The sequence below is a fragment of the Streptomyces sp. NPDC059740 genome (assembly GCF_042733155.1).
Classification (GTDB): Bacteria; Actinomycetota; Actinomycetes; order Streptomycetales; family Streptomycetaceae; genus Streptomyces.
Genome location: NZ_JBHWGP010000011.1, coordinates 213773 through 229469 on the forward strand (window position 1 = coordinate 213773; position 15697 = coordinate 229469).

General features: G+C 72.6%; 13 protein-coding genes. 8 read left to right on the plus strand and 5 right to left on the minus strand.

The genetic code is table 11. The features are described from left to right. The first annotated feature begins 64 nt into the window (after nt 1-64). Nucleotides 65-1894: an ABC-F family ATP-binding cassette domain-containing protein gene (locus tag ACFV3R_RS16395; protein ID WP_385582195.1), complete on the plus strand. Its 1830-nt coding sequence runs from the start codon at nt 65-67 to the stop codon at nt 1892-1894. A gap of 43 nt (nt 1895-1937) precedes the next feature. Here ACFV3R_RS16395 and ACFV3R_RS16400 read toward each other — a convergent pair whose 3' ends face one another. After that, nucleotides 1938-3380 (minus strand): APC family permease, encoded by a 1443-nt coding sequence (locus ACFV3R_RS16400; RefSeq protein WP_385582198.1) that lies wholly within the window; start codon nt 3378-3380, stop codon nt 1938-1940. Nucleotides 3381-3901: 521 nt separating this feature from the next. Between ACFV3R_RS16400 and ACFV3R_RS16405 the strand changes: the two genes are divergently transcribed. Beyond that, on the plus strand, nt 3902-4597 hold the full coding sequence (locus ACFV3R_RS16405) for a LuxR C-terminal-related transcriptional regulator (RefSeq protein WP_385582201.1): 696 nt from the start codon (nt 3902-3904) through the stop codon (nt 4595-4597). Between the two features lie 84 nt (nt 4598-4681). Here the strand turns inward: ACFV3R_RS16405 and ACFV3R_RS16410 are convergent, their stop codons facing one another. Together ACFV3R_RS16410 and ACFV3R_RS16415 are read right to left on the minus strand one after the other, a co-directional pair. After that, the gene (locus ACFV3R_RS16410) at nt 4682-4990 is read right to left on the minus strand and encodes a hypothetical protein (RefSeq protein ID WP_385582204.1); all 309 of its coding nucleotides are present in this window, start codon (nt 4988-4990) and stop codon (nt 4682-4684) included. 32 nt (nt 4991-5022) lie between these two features. Next, nucleotides 5023-6693, minus strand: a complete 1671-nt coding sequence (locus tag ACFV3R_RS16415) for a sodium:solute symporter family protein (RefSeq protein ID WP_385582207.1) — start codon at nt 6691-6693, stop codon at nt 5023-5025. A 262-nt stretch (nt 6694-6955) separates the two neighbouring features. Here ACFV3R_RS16415 and galT point away from each other — a divergent pair, with 262 nt between their 5' ends. The 5 genes from galT (at nt 6956) to ACFV3R_RS16440 (ending at nt 13371) form a co-directional block, all read left to right on the plus strand. Continuing rightward, nucleotides 6956-8056, plus strand: coding sequence for a galactose-1-phosphate uridylyltransferase (galT, locus tag ACFV3R_RS16420; protein WP_385582210.1), 1101 nt, complete (start codon nt 6956-6958; stop codon nt 8054-8056). Continuing rightward, nucleotides 8053-9060: a UDP-glucose 4-epimerase GalE gene (gene galE / locus ACFV3R_RS16425; RefSeq protein ID WP_385582213.1), complete on the plus strand. Its 1008-nt coding sequence runs from the start codon at nt 8053-8055 to the stop codon at nt 9058-9060. The genes galT and galE overlap by 4 nt, the downstream gene beginning before the upstream one ends. Then, the gene (gene galK, locus ACFV3R_RS16430) at nt 9057-10217 is read left to right on the plus strand and encodes a galactokinase (RefSeq protein ID WP_385582216.1); all 1161 of its coding nucleotides are present in this window, start codon (nt 9057-9059) and stop codon (nt 10215-10217) included. The genes galE and galK overlap by 4 nt, the downstream gene beginning before the upstream one ends. 310 nt (nt 10218-10527) lie before the next feature. Then, nucleotides 10528-11970 (plus strand): aromatic acid exporter family protein, encoded by a 1443-nt coding sequence (locus tag ACFV3R_RS16435; RefSeq protein ID WP_385582219.1) that lies wholly within the window; start codon nt 10528-10530, stop codon nt 11968-11970. A 570-nt stretch (nt 11971-12540) separates the two neighbouring features. Beyond that, on the plus strand, nt 12541-13371 hold the full coding sequence (locus ACFV3R_RS16440; protein WP_385582222.1) for a DNA-binding response regulator: 831 nt from the start codon (nt 12541-12543) through the stop codon (nt 13369-13371). A 16-nt stretch (nt 13372-13387) separates the two neighbouring features. On the opposite strand, the gene ACFV3R_RS16445 is transcribed toward ACFV3R_RS16440, so the two are convergent. Both ACFV3R_RS16445 and ACFV3R_RS16450 read right to left on the minus strand, forming a co-directional pair. Then, nucleotides 13388-13900, minus strand: coding sequence for an SRPBCC domain-containing protein (locus tag ACFV3R_RS16445; RefSeq protein ID WP_385582225.1), 513 nt, complete (start codon nt 13898-13900; stop codon nt 13388-13390). A 161-nt stretch (nt 13901-14061) separates the two neighbouring features. Continuing rightward, complete coding sequence (locus tag ACFV3R_RS16450; RefSeq protein ID WP_385582228.1) at nt 14062-14559, minus strand: MarR family winged helix-turn-helix transcriptional regulator; 498 nt, start codon at nt 14557-14559, stop codon at nt 14062-14064. Nucleotides 14560-14695: 136 nt separating this feature from the next. On the opposite strand from ACFV3R_RS16450, the gene ACFV3R_RS16455 reads away from it, so the two are divergent. Further along, a complete protein-coding gene (locus tag ACFV3R_RS16455) occupies nt 14696-15526 on the plus strand; it encodes a trans-aconitate 2-methyltransferase (RefSeq protein WP_385582232.1) in 831 nt (276 codons plus the stop codon). Nucleotides 15527-15697: the final 171 nt, after the last annotated feature.

Consider the following 15697-nt stretch of genomic DNA (forward strand, 5'->3'; position numbering starts at 1 on the left):
TACGCTGGGGAGCCGGCCCGGCTCGAAGACGCCAGGCCGTCCCCGTCCACGTCACAGGAGCGAGATGGCCGCGAACCTCGTCAATCTGGAAGCCGTCGGCAAGGCGTACGCGCTGCGCACGCTGCTGGACGGTGTCTCCCTCGGCGTCAGCGAGGGGGACCGGATCGGCGTCGTGGGCCGCAACGGCGACGGCAAGTCCACACTGATCCGCATCCTCGCCAAACTCGACGACGCCGACCGGGGCCGCGTCACCCACACCAGCGGCCTGCGGCTGGGGGTGCTCACCCAGCACGACTCCCTCGACCCCGGGGCCACCGTCCGCCACGAGGTCATCGGGGACCTCGCCGACCACGAGTGGGCCGGCGACGCCAAGATCCGCGACGTCCTCACCGGCCTGTTCGGCGGCCTGGACCTGCCGGGCTTCCCGCAGGGTCTGGACACCGTCATCGGGCCGCTCTCCGGCGGTGAGCGGCGGCGCATCGCGCTGGCCAAGCTCCTCGTCGCCGAGCAGGACCTGGTCGTGCTGGACGAGCCCACCAACCACCTCGACGTCGAGGGCATCTCCTGGCTCGCCGACCACCTGCGGGCCCGCCGCTCCGCCCTCGTCGTCGTCACCCACGACCGCTGGTTCCTGGACCGGGTCTGCACCCGCATGTGGGACGTGCAGCGCGGTGACGTCCACGAGTACGAGGGCGGCTACAGCGACTACGTCTTCGCCCGCGCGGAGCGGGAGCGCATCGCCGCCACCGAGGAGGCCAAGCGGCAGAACCTGATGCGCAAGGAGCTGGCCTGGCTGCGCCGCGGCGCCCCGGCCCGCACCAGCAAGCCCCGGTTCCGCATCGAGGCCGCCAACGAGCTCATCGCCGACGTGCCGCCACCCCGCGACAACGCCGAGCTGATGAAGTTCGCCACCTCGCGGCTGGGCAAGACCGTCTTCGACCTGGAGGACGTCACCGTCCAGGCCGGCCCCAAGCTGCTGCTCAAGCACCTGACCTGGCAGCTCGGGCCCGGCGACCGCATCGGCCTGGTCGGCGTCAACGGCGCCGGCAAGACCTCGCTGCTGCGCGCCATGGCCGAGGCCGCCCGCACCGAGGGCGAGGAGCAGCCCGCCGGCGGGCGGATCAAGGTCGGCCGCACCGTGAAGCTGGCCTACCTCAGCCAGGAGGTCGCCGAGCTCGACCCCACCTGGCGGGTGCTGGAGGCGGTGCAGAACGTCCGCGAGCGCGTCGACCTCGGCAAGGGCCGGGAGATGACCGCGGGCCAGCTCTGCGAGAAGTTCGGCTTCACCAAGGAGAAGCAGTGGACGCCGGTCGGCGACCTCTCCGGCGGTGAGCGGCGGCGCCTGCAGATCCTGCGGCTGCTGATGGACGAGCCCAACGTCCTCTTCCTCGACGAGCCCACCAACGACCTCGACATCGAGACGCTCACCCAGCTAGAGGACCTCCTGGACGGCTGGCCGGGCACACTGGTGGTCATCAGCCACGACCGGTTCTTCATCGAGCGGACCACCGACCGGGTGCACGCCCTGATGGGCGACGCCACGCTGCGGATGCTGCCGCGCGGCATCGAGGAGTACCTGGAGCGCCGGGAGCGGATGGTCCAGGCCCCCGCCCAGCCGGCGCCGGGGGCGGGTGCTCCCGCGCCGCAGGGGGAGACCGCGCAGGCGGCGCCGCAGAAGTCGGCCGCTCAGGTGCGGGCCGCGCAGAAGGAGCTGCAGAAGATCGAGCGCCGGCTGGACCGGATCTCCGGGAGCGAGTCCGAGCTGCACGCGCGGATCGCCGAGCACGCCACCGACTTCGCGAAGGTCGCCGAGCTCGACGCCGAGCTGCGCGGGCTGGCGGAGGAGCGCGAGGAGCTGGAGTCGCGCTGGCTGGAGCTGGCCGAGGACGCGTGAGCGGCGGGGCCCGGCCGGGCCCCGCCCCCGGCGCGGTGCCCGCTCAGTCCGCGGGCTGCGCCGACGCCTCCTGCGGCCCCCGCTCGTCCTCCGGCACCACGATGACCCAGTGCGTGGCGCTGCGCGGCCGCAGGTAGACCGCCCAGTACAGGGCGGCCAGCACCACGATGGCGCCGGTGATGGCCAGGCTGCTCCAGCTCTGCTGCGTCAGCACCCACGCCAGCACCAGCACGAGGACGGCGGGGATCACCGGCCACAGCGGCATCCGCCAGGCCAGGCGGTCGCGGTGGACGCCGCGGCGGGCCATCAGGGCGCCGAGCGAGACGAACAGGTACATCGCGGCCACGGCGACGCCGGTGACCTCGCTGAGGGTGTCCAGGTCGACGAAGCAGAGCACCGCGCCCGGCACGCCCACCACCAGCGTGGAGACCCACGGCGACCCGAAACGCCGGCCGACGTGGCCCAGCGCGCGGTTGACGGGGCGGGGCCAGGCCGCGTCCCGGGCCGAGGCGAACAGCACCCGCGAGTTCTGGATGACCATGACGATGGCCGCGTTGACGATGGCCAGGGCGATGCAGAGGCTGACGAAGGTGCCGACGGCGGAGTTGCTCCAGCCCCGCACCAGGCCGGCGACGTCACCGGTGGCCAGGGTCTTCAGGTCGGGCGCGCCCAGGGTGATGGCGACGACGGGGACGAGGATCACGACGACCCCGACCACCAGCGTCCACAGCACGGTCCGGGAGACGGTGCGGTGCGGTTCCTTCATCTCCTCCGCCAGGTACACGGCGGTGGAGAAGCCCTGGAGGATGAAGAGCGCCGCGGCGAGCCCGGTGACCACCAGCCCCGCGGTGACGGCGGTGTGCCCCGCCCCGGAGGCCATCACGGGGTGCAGCAGGACCGAGGCCGGACGGTGGGCGTGCGAGAAGCCCAGGGCGGCCACGACGCCGCAGGCGACGACCTCCAGCACCAGGAAGACGCCGGTGATCCAGGCGTTGGCCCGCAGGTCCAGCAGGCCCATCACGGTGGAGAGCAGCATGACGGCCGCGCCGGTCCACTGGGCGTTCAGGTGGAGCACCGGCGCGAGGTACTCCGCGGTCCCCAGCGCGATGATCGGCGGCACCACCATGACGACGACCAGCGACAGGATGAAGACCAGCCACCCGGCCAGGCGCCCCATCAGCGTCCCCACCATGGCGTACTCGCCGCCGGAACTCGGTATGAGAGTGCCCAGTTCGGAGTAGGTGAAGGCGACGCCCACGCAGAGCACCGCGGCGATCGCGATGACCAGTGCCGTCCCCGTGCCCAGGCTCGCGAAGCTGCCGGGGACCACCACGAACAGCGAGGAGGCGGGGGTCAGGCAGGAGAGGGTGAGCAACGTGCCGCCGAGCACCCCCAGGGAGCGTTTGAGCCCTTCCGGCCGGTCGTCGGCGGGGGCGGCGGGAACAGGGGGATCGGTCGTGGGGGGCGGGGAGAGCTTCTCGGTCATGCGGTTCCCGTCAGTGTGAGCAGGAGTGGTGCGTATCGCCTCCGGGACGAGCGTGTCCTCGGGCGAGGACACGGGAACCGGCGTTCACCTGCCGGTGTCCGGCATGAAACCCGCGGGGGACCAGTGCGTCAAGAGTTCTCAGACGACGGAATCCGCAGCGAGAAGGGGCCTTTGGTCGTTAAATCGTCTGTCTCACAGGGGGAATGGTCCGCAATCCGTGCTTGTCAGGGAGAGGGAAACTTTTCCCGGGTCCCGGGTCGGACACCGGATGCGCCAGTGGGGCCCCACGGCGGCCGGCGCCGGCGCCCCACCGTTGCGCAGGGGGCGGGCAGCACGCTCACCGGGCGGGCCGCCGCCGGCCGTGCGGGAACCGTCCCGTTACCCCCGGGGAGCGTGTAACTTCGCGGGTCAGGACCGGCGTTCGCGAGAAGGGCCGGACGAGGAACGGTCGCGGGGCGCTGGGCGCCCGCCGGGAGGCGGGAGGCCGGCAGCCGCCCGGTGGCGCGCCGGAGGTGGACGGGATGGGTGTCAGGCTCGTGGTGGTCGACGACCACCGGCTGCACGCGGAGGCACTGGCCTCGGCGCTGCGCCAGCGAGGGCACCGGGTGCTGGCCGCCACGGCGCCGGCACACCTGGCGGCCGAGGCGGTGGCCGCGCGCTCGCCCGAGGTCTGCCTGTTCGGCACCGCGCGTCCCACGGCCGAGGGCGTCTTCGACCCCGTCGAACGCATCCGCCGGGACCGTCCGCAGGTGGCGGTGGTGGTGCTGGGGCCGGTGCCGAGCCCCCGGGGCGTGGCGGCGGCGTTCGCGGCGGGCGCCTGCGGCTACGTCCGGCACGACGAGCGCATCGAGGGCGTGGAGCGGGCGCTGGCCAAGGCGCGGGCGGGGGAGGTGGCGGTGGCGCCCCGGCTGCTGCGCGAGGCGTTCGAGGACCTGCTCAACCCGGGGGAACAGCCGCAGGACGAGGCGGCCCGGCTGCTGCGGCTGCTGACCGGCCGGGAGGTGGAGGTGCTGCGGCGGGTCGCCGAGGGCGAGGACACCCGGCTGATCGCCGCCGGCATGGGCATCGCACCGAGCACCGCCCGCACCCACATACAGCGGATACTGGTCAAGCTGGAGGTCGGCTCCCGGCTGGAGGCGGCGGCCCTGGCGGCCCGCACCGGCCTGCTGGTCCGCGCCGCACAGGGGCCCGGCGAGGACGCGGCGTACCCGGGCTGACCGCGGGCGCCGGTGGTGCCGGAACGGCTCGGGGCCGCCCGGGCGCGTGCGCGCGCCGGACGGCCCCGTGAGGTCTCGCCGCTGCTACTCCTTGTCGGCGACGGCCTCCGCGATGTCCTCGGCCGTGGGCGGCTGGGTGGGCCGCAGCCACATCCACAGCAGGAACAGCAGCCCGAGGATCAGCATGCCGATGCCGGTCCACAGGTTGATGTTGACGTCCTGGGCCTTCTTGATGTCCGCGTCCGACGCCGTGAAGCCGGCGATGGTCACGATGACGCCGTAGAGGACGAACAGGCCGCCGATGATGCGGCGCACGTCGAACAGCCGGGCCGCGCTCGCGGACTTCCGCTCCAGGTCCTGGACGTCCTTCTGGAAGTCCTTGGGTTCACTCATGGTCGTACCTCACAAGCTCGTCGCTGAGCGCGTCAGAGGGAGAAGGGGATGTAGCAGATGACGGCGAGGGCGATGGCCCCCCAGCCCAGCAGGGCGGGCTTGCGGTACCAGGCGTCGTCACCCTCCGCGGGCAGCTCCTCCATGCCGGGGGAGCGGGTGCCGTAGACCAGGCCGGCCAGCGACTCCGCGCTCTTGGGCTTGGTGAACATCGTGACCAGGAACATCACGACGGCGCCGAGGACGAACGCGACGATCGAGGAGACGAAGTTGGCGCCCTGGTCGGAGGGGATGTCGATGACCCCGCCCTTGTAGAGCCAGAAGTAGTTGACCATCGCGCCGACGGTGCCGGCGAGCAGACCCCAGAAGCCGGCGGCGGCGGTGGTGCGCTTCCAGAACATGCCGATGATGAAGACCACGAACAGCGGCACGTTGAAGAAGGAGAACAGCGTCTGCAGGTAGTTCATGATGTTGCTGAACGACCCGGCGATGAACGCGGTACCCATGCCGATCAGCACGCCGACGGCGGTGACGACCCGGCCGGTCTTCAGGTAGTAGGAGTCCGGGCGGCCCTTCTTGACGTACGCGGCCCAGATGTCGTTGGTGAAGACCGTGTTGAACGAGGAGACGTTGGCGGCCATACCGGCCATGAACGCGGCGAGCAGACCGGTGACGGCGATGCCCAGCACACCGTTGGGCAGCAGGTCGCGCATGAGCACCGGGATGGCGTCGTTGTACTGCAGGCCGCCCTTGGTCTTGCCGAGCGTCGGCTCCAGGGCGAGGGCGATCAGGCCGGGGACGACGACCACGGCCGGGATGAGGATCTTCGGGAACGCGGCGATCAGCGGGGTGCGCTTGGCGGCGGAGAGGTTCTTCGCGGACAGGGCGCGCTGCACCTCGGCGAAGTTGGTCGTCCAGTAGCCGAAGCTCATCACGAAGCCGAGGCCCAGCACGATGGTCAGCCAGTTGGCGCCGAGCGGGTTGGGGTGGCCGATGCCGGTGCCCTGCCACGCCGTCATGAAGGCGTCACCGTGGCTGTGGGTCAGCTTGTCCGAGAGGCCGCCCCAGCCGCCGACCCGCTTCAGGCCGAGGATGGTCAGCGGGACGAGGGCCGCGAGGATCACGAAGAATTGCAGCACCTCGTTGTAGATGGCCGAGGAGAGGCCGCCGATCGTGATGTAGGCCAGGACGAAGAGGCCGGCGACCACGATCGCCACCCACTGCGGCCAGCCCAGCAGCGCCTGGAGCACGAGCGCCATCGCGTACAGGTTGACGCCGGCGATCAGCACCGAGGAGACCGCGAAGATGATCGAGGACAGCAGGTGCGAGGACGGACCGAACCGGTGGAGCAGGAACTCCGGCACGCTGCGGACCTTGGAGCCGTAGTAGAACGGCATCATCACCAGGCCGAGGAAGACCATCGCGGGGATGGCGCCGACCCAGTACCAGTGGACGGTGTAGATGCCGTACTGCGCGCCGTTGGCCGCCATGCCGAGGATCTCGGTGGCGCCGAGGTTGGCCGCGACGAACGCCAGCCCGGTGACCCAGGCGGGGAGCGAGCGGCCGGAGAGGAAGAAGTCCAGGCTCGTCTTGACGCTTCGCCTGGCTGCGAAGCCGATGCCCAGAACGACGATGAAGTAGATCGCCAGGATGGTGTAGTCGAGCCCGTTTGTGGGGAGCCGAAGCCCTTCGGCCAACGTGATCATGGGGGGCACTCACTTCTCCGGGTTCTGGGGCGGACCCCCAGAAGGCACAGCGGTGTGCGGTTTCGGAACGAGCGAAAAGCTACGCGTGGTCTTACAGAAACTGAACACTTCTGTTGCTTCTGTGTGTTGGATTGTGATCGGCGTGCCCGACTTGCGGTGCTTGTGGTGATAAGTCGATTCACCCCTCGTAACATTGACGCGACTGTTGGTTCATGGTTCATTGTGTTGGCTTGTGTTTTATTGTGAGCGTGGAGGCGGCTCGGTGAAGAAGACGACGACGAAGCTGGCGGACGGCCGGGAACTGATCTACTACGACTCGCGCGAGGACGTCGTGCGGGACGCCGTCGACCGGCGGCCCCTGGACCCGGTCACCACGGCCTCCGAGATCCGCCACGACCGGCTCCTGGGCGACGCCGTCGCCGTCGCCTCCCACCGCCAGGGCCGCACCCACCTGCCGCCGGCCGACCAGTGCCCGCTGTGCCCCTCCCGCGAAGGGCGTCTCTCGGAGGTCCCCGACACCGACTACGAGGTCGTCGTCTTCGAGAACCGCTTCCCCTCCCTCTCCGGCGAGAACGGCCGCTGCGAGGTCGTCTGCTTCACCTCCGACCACCAGGCGTCCTTCGCCGACCTCAGCGAGGAGCAGGCCGCCCTCGTCCTTGCGGCGTGGACCGACCGCACCGTCGAACTCGCCCGGCACCCCGGCGTCGAGCAGGTCTTCTGCTTCGAGAACCGCGGCGAGGAGATCGGCGTGACCCTCGGCCACCCCCACGGCCAGATCTACGCCTACCCCTTCACCACCCCGCGCACCGGGCGGATGCTCGACAACCTCGCCGCCCACCACCGCGCCACCGGGGAGAACCTCTTCGACGAGGTCGTCGCCGGTGAACTCGCCGACGGGCGCCGCGTGGTGCTGGAGACCGACCACTGGGTCGCCTTCGTCCCCTACTCCGCGCACTGGCCCTACGAGGTGCACCTCTACCCCCGCCGCCGCGTCCCCGACCTGCCCGCCCTCGGCGAGGAGGCCCGCGCCGAGTTCCCCGGCGTCTACCTCGAACTGCTGCGCCGCTTCGACCGGATCTTCCCCGACCCGGCCGCGGACACCGCCGACCCCAGCGCCCCCGGACTGGAGCGCACCCTGAAGACGCCGTACATCGCCGCCTGGCACCAGGCCCCCTTCGGTGACTGGTCCGCCCGCGGTGTGGGCCGTGAGGAGTACGCACTCCACCTGGAGCTTTTCACCATCCGCAGGACTTCCGGCAAGCTGAAGTTCCTCGCGGGTTCCGAGTCCGGCATGAACGTGTTCATCAACGACGTGCCGCCGGAGGCTGCGGCCGGACGACTGCGGGAGGTAGCGGAGAAGTGAGCAACAAGTACCTGGTCACAGGTGGTGCGGGCTACGTGGGCAGCGTGGTGGCGACCCACCTGCTGGAGGCGGGCCACGAGGTCGTCGTCCTGGACGACCTCTCCACCGGTCACCGCGAAGGGGTGCCGGCCGGCGCTGAGTTCGTCGAGGGCCGCATCCAGGACGCCGGCAAGTGGCTCGACCCCAGCTTCGACGGGGTCCTGCACTTCGCCGCCTTCTCCCAGGTCGGCGAGTCCGTCGTCAACCCCGAGAAGTACTGGCGCAACAACGTGGGCGGCACCGTCGAGCTGCTGACCGCCATGCGCGAGGCGGACGTGCGCCGGCTGGTCTTCTCCTCCACGGCCGCCACCTACGGCGAGCCGCAGCGCAGCCCCATCACCGAGGCCGACCCCACGGCCCCCACCAATCCCTACGGCGCCAGCAAGCTCGCCGTGGACCACATGATCAGCGGTGAGTGCGCCGCCCATGGTCTGGCCGCGGTCTCGCTGCGCTACTTCAACGTCGCGGGCGCCTACCGCGAGGCCGGTGAGCGCCACGACCCCGAGTCGCACCTCATCCCGCTCGTCCTCCAGGTCGCCCAGGGCCGCCGCGAAGCCGTCTCCGTCTTCGGCGACGACTACCCCACGCCCGACGGCACCTGCGTGCGCGACTACATCCACGTCGCCGACCTCGCCGAGGCGCACCTGCTCGCCCTCGACGCCGCCACCGGGGGCGAGCACCTGATCTGCAACCTCGGCAACGGCAACGGCTTCTCGGTCCGCGAGGTGATCGAGACCGTCCGCAAGGTCACCGGCCACCCGATCCCCGAGGTCGCCGCGCCGCGTCGCGGCGGTGACCCGGCCACCCTCGTCGCCTCCGCGCAGACCGCCTACGACCGGCTCGGCTGGCGCCCCAGCCGCGCCGACCTCGCCGGCATCGTCGCCGACGCCTGGGACTTCGCCCAGCGCCTGGCACAGGAGAAGTCCGCCGCCGGCCCCACCGCAGCACAGGAGTCCCAGTCATGACCGCGCCCTCCGCCGAGTCCGTCGCCCAGGGGTTCCGGGAGCTGTACGGGGACGCCCCCGACGGTGTGTGGGCCGCCCCCGGCCGCGTCAACCTCATCGGCGAGTACACCGACTTCAACGAGGGGTTCGTCATGCCCCTCGCCCTGCCGCACGCCGCGGTCGCCGCCGTGTCCCGGCGCACCGACGGCCGTCTGCGGCTGCATTCCGCGGACATCGACGCCCCCCTCGTCGAACTGCGCGTCGAGGAGCTCACCCCGCACTCCGACGGTGGCTGGGCCGCCTACCCCGCGGGCGTGGTCTGGGCGCTGCGGGAGGCCGGCCACCAGGTGAGCGGTGCGGACCTGCACCTGGCCTCCACCGTCCCCACCGGCGCCGGACTCTCCTCCTCCGCGGCGCTGGAGGTGGTCACCGCCTTCGCGCTCAACGACCTGTTCGACCTCGGCCTGGCCCCGGCCGAACTGGCCCGCACCGCCCAGCGCGCCGAGAACGACTTCGTCGGCGTGCCCTGCGGCGTGATGGACCAGATGGCCTCGGCCTGCGGCGAGGAGGGCCACGTCCTGCACCTGGACTGCCGCGACCTGTCCACCCGTCAAGTTCCCTTCGACCTGGCCGCCGTCGGGCTGCGGCTCCTCGTCGTCGACACCCGCGTCAAGCACGCGCTCGGCGACGGCGGCTACGCGGAACGCCGCGAGGGCTGCGAGGCCGGCGCCCGCGCCCTGGGCGTCTCCCACCTGCGGGACGTCGCTCACGAGGAGCTCGACGCGGCGCTGGAGCGGCTCACCGACGAGCGGGTGCGGCGCTACGTGCGCCACGTCGTCAGCGACGACCACCGGGTGGAGCAGGTCGGCGCCCTGCTGGACGCGGGCGACGTCCGCGCCATCGGCCCGGTCCTCACCGAGGGCCACCGCTCCCTCCGCGAGGACCTGCGCATCTCCTGCCCCGAACTCGACCTGGTCGTCGAGACGGCGGCCCAGGCGGGAGCGCTGGGCGCGCGCATGACCGGCGGCGGCTTCGGCGGCTCGGCGATCGTGCTGGTCGAGGAGGCCGAGGCGGAGACCGTCGGCAAGGCCGTCACCGAGGCGTTCGCCGCGGCCGGCTTCACCGCGCCCCGCGTCTTCACGGCGCTGCCCGGCGCGGGCGCCCGCCGCCTGGCGTAGGGCTGCAACGGCGCGAAGGGCCGGGCCCCCAGCGGGGCCCGGCCCTTCGCCGTCACCGGCCGGGGCGGCGGACCGGGCGTGGGTGGTAGAGGGCCACCGCCCCGGCCGTCTGCCGCCTACCCGCCCGCGGAACGGCCAAGGGGGCACCCGTTCATCCCCGCACGTCCCGCCTCCTCGCGCCGGTACGCGCCGCGCCGCGGTGTCGGCTCGCCCACACCGTCCGGGACGGGAGGGATGGGTGGGACGAACAGGGGTACTGAGGGTGCGGACGAGACACCCCGAGGTGGTGGTGCACAGGAGCGGACGGGGAGTGAGGACGGGAATGGAGAAGGCGGCCGGCGGAACCGACGCCCAGGGCGCGGGCGGGCAGAGCAGGTGGACCCGGATCGAGCAGTGGTGGCGGCGTGCCCTGCGCAGCGACGGCCACGAACGCCACACCCTTCTCCTGATCCTCAAGAGCACCCTGGCCGCCACCGGGTCCTGGGTGATCTCCCATGACGTCATGCAGGCCCAGTCCCCGGCCTTCGCCCCCTTCTCGGCCATCCTCATCATGCAGGTCACGGTGTACCAGTCGGTGGTGCAGTCGCTGCGGTACGTGGGGGCGGTCGCCGCGGGGGTCGCGGTGCAGGCGGCCCTGGGGTTCGTCCTCGGCCCCGACCTGCTGACCTTCGTACTGGTCGCCCTCATCGGTCTGACCCTCGCCCGCTGGCCCGCGCTCGGCTCCCAGGGCTCCCAGGTCGTCACCGCCGCCTTCTTCGCCTTCTCCACCTACGTCGGCGCCACCAGCACCGTCCATAAGGTGACACAGCTCGGCCAGATCATCCTCCTGGTGCTCATCGGCTGCGGCGTGGGCGTGCTGGTCAACCTGGCCGTGGTGCCCCCCATGCGGTACCGCAGCGCCGAGTACGGCATCCGTACGCTGGCGCAGTCCCTCCACGGCCTCGTCGACGACATGGAGCCTGCCCTGCGCGAAGGGGAACTGGACGAGGAGAGCACCTCCCAGTGGCGTTCGCGGGCCATGGCCACCGAGAGCGAGATCCGGCAGGCCAGGTCCGGTCTGGAGACGGCACGCGAGAGCCTGTACTGGAACCCCCGCCGGCTGCTGCGCCGCCACCGGGGCCTGGACGCCGGCTTCACCGGCTACGAGGAGGTCCTCAAGGCGCTGGAGCGCACCCTGTACCAGGTCTCCTCCCTCACCCGCAGCCTCGACCAGTGGCAGTCCCGCGAGGTGTCCGAGGACGACGGCGACTACCGGGCCTTCCTGGGGTGCTACGCCGAGTTCCTGTCCTCCGTGGGAGAGATCGCCAGGGTCCTCGGCACCCTCGACGAGGACTCCCTGGTCGACCAGGCGCGGCAGCTGTGCGGCCTGGCGGACGAGGCGCAGCGGTGCCGGCGCGAGGTCTCCGAGCACGCCGACCGCGAGAATCTCCCCCTGACCGACCCGTCCCTGCCCTACGGCGTGCTGGTGGTCGAGGCGACCCGGCTGATGGAGGAGTTCCAGCACACCTGCGACATCCTGCAGAGCAACGTGGACGAGGCCGAGGGCAGGTCCGGCGAGGCCGGCTGCGCCGCCGCGGAGGACACCTCCCGCTCCGAGACCGACTCCGGGGGCTCGGAGTCCTCCGGTGACGCCGGGCAGGCCGTACAGGCAAGCCGCTCCGGTGAGGACGACCCGCGAGGAGCCGGTGACGGTACGGCCGGCGGGAGGAGCCAGGACAAGCCGCGTCCGGGCGGGGCACCACGGGGCGACTGAGTCGCCGGAACGTCGGGCCACCGGGACCGGGTCTCAGGGCGCCGAGTCGTCGTGTCGTCGTGTCGTCGTGTGGTCGTGGCGTCGTGGTGACGGTGCCCCCGGTGGCCGGTGGCCGGTGGCCTGCCCGGCAGAGCCCGTTTCAGGGGTCACGTCAGGGGAGGCTCGCCCGGTGCCCCGCCGGTGCGCCCGTGCGGGAGCGGTCACCACCTCACCAGGAATCCGGTACCGCGGGGACGATTCGGGCCATCCAGGCCCCGGGTTTGCCATTCCCGCCCACGCAGCGTTCCCGGCCCCGTACGCTGAGCGCGTCATCGGCGGGGCCGACACCCGGACGGTGCCCGGTCGTCCGCCGCGCCTTCGTGCGCGCCGCGGTGCCTGTGCCAGGGCGCCCGCGCGGGGGGTGTCCCGCCCGGGTCCGCCGTCCGCGGCTCGGTCCCGTCCCGCGTCCTGCCCCGTGGCCGGTCACTCGTCCCTGTGGCCGGCGCTCCACCGTCCCCTTCCGCTGCCAGCCCGTCCCGTCGTCCACCGCCGACCACACCGCCGAACAGTCCCGGAACAGGGGGTCTGACGTTGCGCCGCATCAGGGTTCTCGTCGTCGACGACCACCGGATCTTCGCCGAATCCCTGGCCGCCGCCCTGGCGGCCGAGCCGGACCTGGAGGTCTCGGCGGCCGGCAGCGCGGTCGCGACGGTGCGTGCGGTCGAGCGGGCGGCGGGGGAGGGGCGGCCCTACGCGGTGCTCCTGGTGGACGCCCACCTCGGCGAGGCACAGGGGCAGCCCGCCGGCTCCGTCGCGTCCGCCGCGGGCGCGGAGCGGGACGGCATCCAGCTGATCACAGCCGTCCACACCGACCACCCCGCCCTGCACGCCGTGGTGCTCGCCGAGCGGGACGACCCGCGGCAGGCCGCCGCCGCGCTGGCCGCCGGAGCAGCGGGCTGGGTCGCCAAGGACTCCTCGCTCGCCCGGCTGGTGGCCGTGGTGCGGGGGGTGCTGCGCGGCGAGACCCACCTGCCGCCGGCCCTGCTGACCGGCGTCCTGCGGGAGCTGACCGCGGCCCGTCGCTACCGCAGCGAGAGCGAGCGGCTGGTGGCCGCCCTCACCCCGCGGGAGCAGGAGGTGCTGCGCTGCATGGTGGCCGGGCTCGGGCGCAAGGCGGTCGCCGAACGCCTCTTCCTCTCGCCGCACACCGTCCGCACCCACATGCAGAACGTGCTGGGGAAACTCGGGGTGCACTCCACTCTCGCCGCGGTCGCGCTCGCCAGGAAGGCGGGTGTCGGCCCGGTCGACACCGGGCCGCGGGGGCCTGGTCCCGCCCTGCCGCGGCCCGGGGCCGTGCCGGGCGAGGAGGCTGCGGCAGCCGCCGGCGGGGTGGACGCGGTGCTGGAACAGCCGGCCCAGTGACCGCAGCGGGGTCCGCCTACTCCGGGATGTGGGCGCCCGAGGGCATGCCCTCCGCGACGTAGGCCTCGTACAGCGGCAGGAAGGGCTCGGCGCCCTCCCGGTGGGGCCCGGTGGGTGTCTCCCCGGCCAGCAGGCGGCGCAGCTCGGTCAGGCAGACGGTCCACCCGGCGGCGTTGCGGGCCGCGGCGTCCTCGGCCGCCAGCACGTCGACGAGGGTCAGCTCGCTGCCGCCCCCGCTGGTCTCCCGCACGGTCAGGTACACCTCGTCGTCACCCCAGGTGAAGCCGAAGCGGTGGGGCGGGTCGAAGACGAGCACGGTGCCGCCCGCCGTCTCGGCGTAGGGGTCGCCCGTGAAGGAGATGGCCGACCCCGCCCGCTCCTCGTCGTAGGCCACGGCGGAGGGGAACCAGCCGGGCAGCTCCTGCGGGTCGCTCACGGCCGCCCACACCCGCTCGACCGGGTAGGGGTAGATGCGCGTGAACCGCACGGCGGACCGCCCGTCGACGGAAGTCAGCTCTCCGCGTTCCACGGTGGTTCTCCTCGCTCGCGGGACCGGTGGGGCTGCGGCGCCCCGCACCGGCGGTGGGACTGCCATTGTCGGCGGGCGGGAGGCGGAACGCGAGTGCCGGGGGCGGATGTCCGGCGATGCCACCGGGGCGGACGCGGCCGGCTCCGCCCGCGCCGGCCGGGTCAGCCGGGGGTGTTGTCGAAGGGCGCGGTCAGCCGTCGCAGCAGTGTGGCCAGCTCGCCCCGCTGGTGCCGGGAGAGCTCGGCCAGCAGCGAACGCTCGTGCGCCAGCAGCCCGGCCAGCGACTCGTCGGCCTTGTCCCGCCCCTCGGCGGTCAGCCGGACCAGCACCCCCCGCCGGTCGCTGGGGTCGGGCCCGCGCTCCACCAGCCCCTTCTTGGCGAGGCGGTCGATGCGGTTGGTCATCGTCCCGGAGGTCACCAGGGTCTGGGTGAGCAACTGCCCCGGGGAGAGCTGGTAGGGATGGCCGGCCCGACGCAGGGCGGTGAGGACGTCGAACTCCCAGGGCTCCAGGCCGACCTCCGAGAAGGCCAGCCGGCGGGCCCGGTCGAGGTGGCGCGCCAGGCGGCTCACCCGGCTCAGCACCTCCAGTGGTTCCACGTCGAGGTCCGGGCGCTCGCGGCGCCAGGCTGCCACCAGACGGTCGACCTCGTCCTCCATGGTGATCAGTGTAAGGGGTCTGTCGACATGAAGTCTCTTGACATCAAGATATAATGGGGGGAAGGATTGGGCATCGTCGGCGAGTAGCACGTTCGCACCCCACGACGTCCCCCCGCCTCCGCGAAGGAAACCCGACATGGACCTCGCACCCACCTGGGACCCCCAGCAGTACCTGCGCCACGCCGCGCACCGCACCCGCCCCTTCCGCGACCTGCTCGCCCGCGTCCCCGAACTGCCCGCGGCCGGCCGCCCGGCCCGGATAGCCGACCTCGGCTGCGGCCCCGGCAACGTCACCGCCCTCCTCACCGAGCGGTGGCCGGACGCACACGTCACCGGCCTCGACAGCTCCCCCGACATGCTCAAGGAGGCCGCCGGCCACGCCGGACCGACCCCCGGCGGCGGCCACCTGGACTTCGCGCCCGCCGACGCCACCGACTGGACGCCCGAGACCGCCTACGACCTCATCGTCTCCAACGCCGCCCTGCAGTGGGTCCCCGACCACCCGTCCTCGCTCCCCGGCTGGATCGACTCGCTGCGCCCCGGCGGCACCCTCGCCTTCCAGGTCCCCGGCAACTTCACCTCCCCCAGCCACGCCCTCCTCGGCGAACTGTGCGAGACGCCGCGCTGGCGGGAGCGGCTCGCCGGCCACGGCAGGCGCTTCGTCCACATCCTCAGCGCCGCCGGCTACCTCGAACTCCTCCTCGCCCACGGCGGATGCACCGTCGACGCCTGGGAGACCACCTACGTCCAGCTGCTCCAGGGCCAGGACGCCGTACTGGACTGGGTCAAGGGCACCGCGCTGCGCCCCGTCCTGACGGCCCTGGAGGGCGACCCGCAGGCCCAGCAGGAGTTCGTCGAGGAGTACCGCGACCTGCTGCGGGAGGCGTACCCGCCGGGGCCGCAGGGCACCCTCTTCCCCTTCCGCCGCATCTTCGCCGTCGCCACCCGCACCGACGGCCCGCAGTAACCGCCCGCGCAGCCGTGCGGCCCGGGCCGCGCACGCACGACTGCGACAGCACGCCGAAGGGCCCCGCCCTCCACGAGACGCTGTTGGTTAATTCGGGCCCTGCTTTGCCCCGTCGAGCGTCAGCTCGACGGGGCAAAGTGCTGCGAAGTGGCTGGTGCGGGTGCGGGCCCG